At 68.3% G+C, this 4,620-nt stretch carries 6 protein-coding genes; 2 read left to right on the top strand and 4 right to left on the bottom strand.

Annotation, left to right across the window (positions count from 1 at the left end):
• Positions 1-137 precede the first annotated feature (137 nt).
• The 3 genes from IQ216_RS11820 to IQ216_RS11810 all read right to left on the bottom strand — a co-directional run bounded on the left by IQ216_RS11820 (position 138) and on the right by IQ216_RS11810 (position 2,428).
• Positions 138-638: a hypothetical protein gene (locus tag IQ216_RS11820; protein WP_193815612.1), complete on the bottom strand. Its 501-nt coding sequence runs from the start codon at positions 636-638 to the stop codon at positions 138-140.
• 168 nt (positions 639-806) lie between these two features.
• The gene (locus IQ216_RS11815; protein ID WP_193815611.1) at positions 807-1,880 is read right to left on the bottom strand and encodes a hypothetical protein; all 1,074 of its coding nucleotides are present in this window, start codon (positions 1,878-1,880) and stop codon (positions 807-809) included.
• Positions 1,877-2,428 (bottom strand): hypothetical protein, encoded by a 552-nt coding sequence (locus tag IQ216_RS11810; protein WP_193815610.1) that lies wholly within the window; start codon positions 2,426-2,428, stop codon positions 1,877-1,879. Before IQ216_RS11810 ends, IQ216_RS11815 begins: the two co-directional genes overlap by 4 nt.
• 187 nt (positions 2,429-2,615) lie before the next feature.
• Here IQ216_RS11810 and IQ216_RS11805 point away from each other — a divergent pair, with 187 nt between their 5' ends.
• Both IQ216_RS11805 and IQ216_RS11800 read left to right on the top strand, forming a co-directional pair.
• Entirely contained in the window at positions 2,616-3,218 is a 603-nt protein-coding gene (locus IQ216_RS11805; RefSeq protein ID WP_193815609.1) for a Crp/Fnr family transcriptional regulator, read from the top strand.
• Between the two features lie 51 nt (positions 3,219-3,269).
• A complete protein-coding gene (locus IQ216_RS11800) occupies positions 3,270-3,410 on the top strand; it encodes a hypothetical protein (RefSeq protein ID WP_193815608.1) in 141 nt (46 codons plus the stop codon).
• Here IQ216_RS11800 and IQ216_RS11795 read toward each other — a convergent pair.
• A partial coding sequence (locus IQ216_RS11795; protein ID WP_193815607.1) for an iron ABC transporter permease occupies positions 3,407-4,620 on the bottom strand: 1,214 nt, incomplete at its 5' end. The genes IQ216_RS11800 and IQ216_RS11795 overlap by 4 nt on opposite strands.

Raw genomic sequence — 4,620 nt, 5'->3', positions numbered from 1 at the left:
CCCCCCACCCTTGCGGGCCAGCAGCTCACTGGAGTCCTGGACCTCGGCTGCTGAGCTGAAGGCCGCCAAGGAGGGGGCGGCCGGCAGGGCCATCACGGGGGCCAGCAGCAGGCCGAAGGCTGAAAGGGGCCGTTTCATCAGTTCACCTCGGCGCAGGCATTGTCAAAGCAGCTCAGGTCGACCCGGCCATCGATGCCGAATCTGACCCGTACCAGATCCCGTCCCTCGTACAGCGCAGGCTTCTCCTCCACGAGGCTGTTGAGGTAGTTGGGGTTCACCACGCAGAGATCCATCCCGTTGAAGCAGACGGTGTTGCTGGACAGCAGGGCTCCGGCGGAGGTCAGATAGGTCCACAGGTTGTTGCTTGGATTCCAGAGGCTCATGCGGCTGGGTTCAGCCTCAATCCGGATCAGCACGACGCGGTCGCCGATGGTGTGGCGGTAGAGGGTGGCGCCGTCTTGTTCCGTGGCTTCCACCGTGCAGACCTGGGCCGCCCCCTCCTTGAAGCTGCACTGGGTCTCGAGCGTGTAGAGCACCTCCGATCGGGCCGGCGCCGGCAGCAGCGCCCATGTCAGCGCCGCGGCTGCGGTGAGTGCGACGGGAAGCAGCTGACGGGGGGATGGGACCCGAAAAGGCATGGTGTCGATACTCCCTGTCCGTGAAGGCCTACTTATTATCTTGTGCTCTTGGCCGCGCCTGGGGGGCGTGCCGTAGCAGTTGGCCACATTTTTAGCCGCCTTTTGAATTCAGTCGCAGCAAAAACCTGCCCTCGTTGAGAGGGCAGGCGTTGATGGCGGCCGATGACCTCAGACCGACCCGTAGGCCACCTGGCAGGCCGCATTGAGCAGTTCCGCTTCCGAGGCACTGTCAGGAGTGCTGCCGTTGAGGGTGCCGCGGTCACAGTCGGCCTGCATCGTGAGCGAGTTGTCGCCGCTGATCGCCTCGAACGACACCGATTGATCACCCACGGGCTCCACGGTGCCGTACAGCAGCCTGTAGTCGCTGTTGGGCACCACGATGTAGGTGGTCTGGTTGCTCACGGCGTTGTCCACGGCCGAGTTGATGACCGCCGCCGTGGCCAGGGTGCTCACCCCCCAGGCCGCCGCACTGGCGCCCCACCAGCCCCAGCTGGGACTGGACCAGCCGCCGTACCAGCCGGTGTTCCACGGGCGGGCGTAGCCCCAGCCGGGCCGGGCCCAGCCGGGATAGCGATCCCAGCGGTCATTCCAGCGGTCGTCGCGCCGGTCCCAGCGGTCGTCGCGGRTGTTGTCGCGCCGGTCCCAGCGATCCTCGCGGCGATCATCTTTCCAGCCCCGTCGGTCATCCGCCCGGTCGCGGCGGTCATCGCGGCGGTCATCACGGTTGTCCCGGTTGCGGTTGCCGTCCCGGTTGCGGTCGCGATTGCCGTCACGGCTGGCGGTGCGGTTCCGGTCGTTCCGGGTCCGGTTGCCATCGCGGTTGGCCGTGCGGTTGCGGTCGTTGCTGGCGGTGGTGCGTTTGCGGTTGTTGTTGCTGACTTTGCGGTTGGAGCTGGAGCTCTTGCTGCGGTTCAGAGAGGGGCCGCCGCTGCTCTTGGCCTTCTTGCTCCAGCCACCACTGGGCTTCTTGGAGCCGCGATTGAGGCTGGAGCCCGAGGAGCTGAAGCCGCCSTGTCCCTTGGAGGCACGGTGCTTGCTGCCTCCGCTGCGGCGGCCCCCGCTTCTGTGGCCGCCTCCWCCTTTGCGGCCACCACCGCCACCTTTGCGGGCGATCAGCTCGCCACTGGCCCCAGACTCAAGCTGGGCCGGGCTCGGCGAACCGAAGCTGGCCGTTGCCGGCAGGCTGGGCAGCACCAGGACGCCGGCCAGCAGCAGACCGAAGCCGGAACGTAGGCCTTTCATTCCAGCACCCCCTCACAGCCGTCGTCGTAGCAGGTGAGGTTGACGCGGCCGTCGTCATCAAACAGCACCACCACGAGGTCGCGGCCGGCGGTGGATTGGGGCCGCTCCTCGCGCACGCTGTTGAGGTAGTTGGGGTTCACCACGCAGAGATCGCGGTCGTTGAAGCAGATCGTGTTGGTGGAGAAGCGGGCACCGGCGGAGCTGAGGTCCACCCAGTCCTGGCTGCCTGGGGCCATCACGCTCATCGTCAGCGGGTCGTCGGTCACCCGGATCGAGGTGACGTTCTTGCCGATCGTGTGGCGGTAGAAGGTGACATCCCCACTGGCTTCATCGACGGCTTCCACCGTGCAGGGCAGGGGTGCCCCGCCCCGAACGGTGCAGGTGGTCTCGAGCTGGTAATGGAGGGTTTCTTCGGCGGCCCGGGCCGCGGGGCTTCCCAGTGCGGAGGCCATGGCCCAGGTGGAGGCGACAGCGACCGTGGCCAGGAGTCCGGTGCGGGCCAGGAAGCCCAGGGGGCCGCGGTGCAGACGCGGTGTGCGGGTGAGCATGGATGGTCAATCCCCGGTGAATGGCGGGATACCTCCGCAGATTGGCGACGCTGCCTGGAAAAGGCACGGCTTTGTTGCAGAGGGCGGGCGGCCTGAATCGCAGCTGCCACTCGCTATTGAGAATCGCTTGCAAAATCCGCCGCTCTTGTTTAGGTTGCGAGTCATTCGCAACTAGGCCCCTCAGGCAATGACCTTCCGATTGCTCTCCGACACGCCCCTCAGTGCTGTGCGGCTGCCGGCCGGGCACTCGGTGCTGCTCGATCCGGCCCGCCGCGCCGGCAGTGGCTGCATCGAAGTGCTCGACGGTGTGGCCCGGGTGTACTGCCCCTGTGAGGAAACCGAGGGCATGACCCTGGCCTTCCTGCAGGCCGGCGATCGGCTCGACGCTTCACGCCTCTGCAGCGAGGGCGCCTGCGTGGAGGCCCTCACGCCGCTCTGTTTCAGCAGCAGCGCTGCCCTCGACCCCGAGGCCGGGCTCGACCCGGTGAACGAGTGGACCCTGCAGCTGCTGCGGATCCGCCACCTCGGCAGTGCGGAGCAGCGCCTCCATGCCCTGCTGGCCATGCTGGTGCGCCGCATGGGACGCCGCTGCGGCCCCTGGTGTGATCTGCCCTTCCGCCTCACCCACGAGCGCATCGGCGAACTGATCGGCACCACCCGGGTCACCACCACCCGGCTGATCTCGAGGATCCGCCAGGCCCAGTTGATCGAAGTGCCCCCTGGCCCTGGGTCTGCCGGGATGCGCCTGGCGCCTTCCCTGGTGGAGTCAGCCCCCCTGGCCAACGCCTAGCCGGCTCACCTCACCTCGTTTCTTTCCTCCCTTCGCCCGTCAATCCGCACCATGGCTCAGCCGATCGGACCCGCCAACGACAGCCCAGACTCCACCAACCGCCGGGGCCCCAGCGAACCCAAGAAAAAGGGCTGCAAGACCAGCAAGTGCTCCAACTGGAAGGGCGGCAAGTGCCGCTGCGGCAAGGCCTAGTCCTCCTTGAGGCTGGGCACCAGGGCCAGGGAGGCCACCAGGCCCAGCAGCAGAATCAGCAGCGCTGGAATCAGGGCGGCCCCCACCCGCTCGTCACTGGCGTACTGGTACACCCGCACCGACAGGGTGTCGAAATCAAAGGGCCTCAGGGCAAAGGTGAGGGGCAGCTCTTTGACGGTGTCGACGAACACCAGGAGGCCTCCCACCAACAGGGGCCCACGCAGCAGCGGCAGATGCACCCTCCGCAGCACCTGGGGCCAGCTGCAGCCCAGCCCGGTGGCGGCCTCATCCACGCAGGGGGGGATTCTCTCCAGGCCAGCGTCGAGGCCGCCTTTGCCCACGGCCAGAAAGCGGTCGCTGTACCCCCACACCAACAGCAGCAGCGGGCTCAGCAGCCAGGGCCCGCCCAGCAGCATCAGGGCGAGGGCCAGCACGGTGCCCGGCACCGCATAGCCCATTCCGGCCACGAAGGTGAGCTGTTGCATCAGCGGCTGGTGAATCCAGCGCCGGGCGATGGCGAGCAGCAGCGCCAGAACCATGGTGAGCCCCGCCGCCACCAGGCCCAGACCCAGGGTGCGCCCGGTGAGTCCGGCCAGCTCCGCCGCGGTTTCGCCCCGCAGCTGGTCCCAGCTCATCGCCGTCCACAACAGGGGCAGGCCCAGGGTGAGCAGGGGGGGCAGGGCCGTGAGCAGCTGGCTGAGGCTGGCCCGCCAGCCCGTCAGCCGCCAGGGCTTGAGGCKGTCGCCGCTGCTGCCCATCAGCCAGCGGCGGCTGCGGCGGCGCAGTTGACCCTCCACAGCCACCAGCAGGCTCACAATCGCCAGGGCCACCAGGGCCAGGGCCACCGCACCCTGGGGGTCTCCCTGGTCCTGCCAACGGCGCAGGATGCCGGTGGAGAGGGTGGGAACCCCCAGCAACTCCACCGCTCCCAGCTCGTTCACCACCTCCATGCCGCTCAGGGCCACGCCGGCGCCGATCGCGGGCAGGGCCATCGGCAGGGCCACCCGCCGGAAGGAGCCCCAGGGGCCGGCGCCCAGAGAGCGGCAGGCCTCGAGCTGGCGCCGCCCACTGACGGCGAAGCTCTCGGTGCTGAGCAGGAACACATAGCTGTAGGTGCCCAGGGTGAGCACCACCAGGGCCCAGCCGAGCCCATGCACCCGCCAGCTCAGGCGGCTGCCGAGGTCGATGGCGGTGGCCGCCAGCAGGTAGG

The sequence above is a fragment of the Cyanobium sp. LEGE 06143 genome, assembly GCF_015207535.1.
Lineage (GTDB): Bacteria > Cyanobacteriota > Cyanobacteriia > PCC-6307 > Cyanobiaceae > NIES-981.
Note: the sequence above shows the minus strand (reverse complement) of the source record. Positions and strands in the feature narration are given on the sequence as shown.